At 78.5% G+C, this 223-nt stretch carries 1 protein-coding gene; it reads right to left on the bottom strand.

The window, feature by feature from the left end; translation table 11 throughout:
- Positions 1-223: hypothetical protein (locus E4K09_RS18085; RefSeq protein WP_134499187.1), on the bottom strand; the 223-nt coding region annotated here is incomplete at both ends.

Here is a 223-nt window from a genome sequence, read left to right as displayed (position 1 = left end):
CGGCGACGGAAGGCGGCGAGCGAACGGGTGCGCTCGTCGTCGTCCGAGGTCGCAGTGGCAAGCGTCAGGCGGCCGCGACGGCGCTCCTCGCCGGGCACGGCCCTCGGGGCCTTAGGGGGGGCGACGGGCTTGGCCGCGCCGGGACGGCGGGCTGTCCGCGGTGCCTCATCGTCGTCCATATCGACCGCCGGGCCACGGGCCGCGACCGGCGGAGCCGTGCGGG

The organism is Microvirga pakistanensis, from assembly GCF_004458765.1.
GTDB lineage: Bacteria > Pseudomonadota > Alphaproteobacteria > Rhizobiales > Beijerinckiaceae > Microvirga > Microvirga pakistanensis.
Note: the sequence above shows the minus strand (reverse complement) of the source record. Positions and strands in the feature narration are given on the sequence as shown.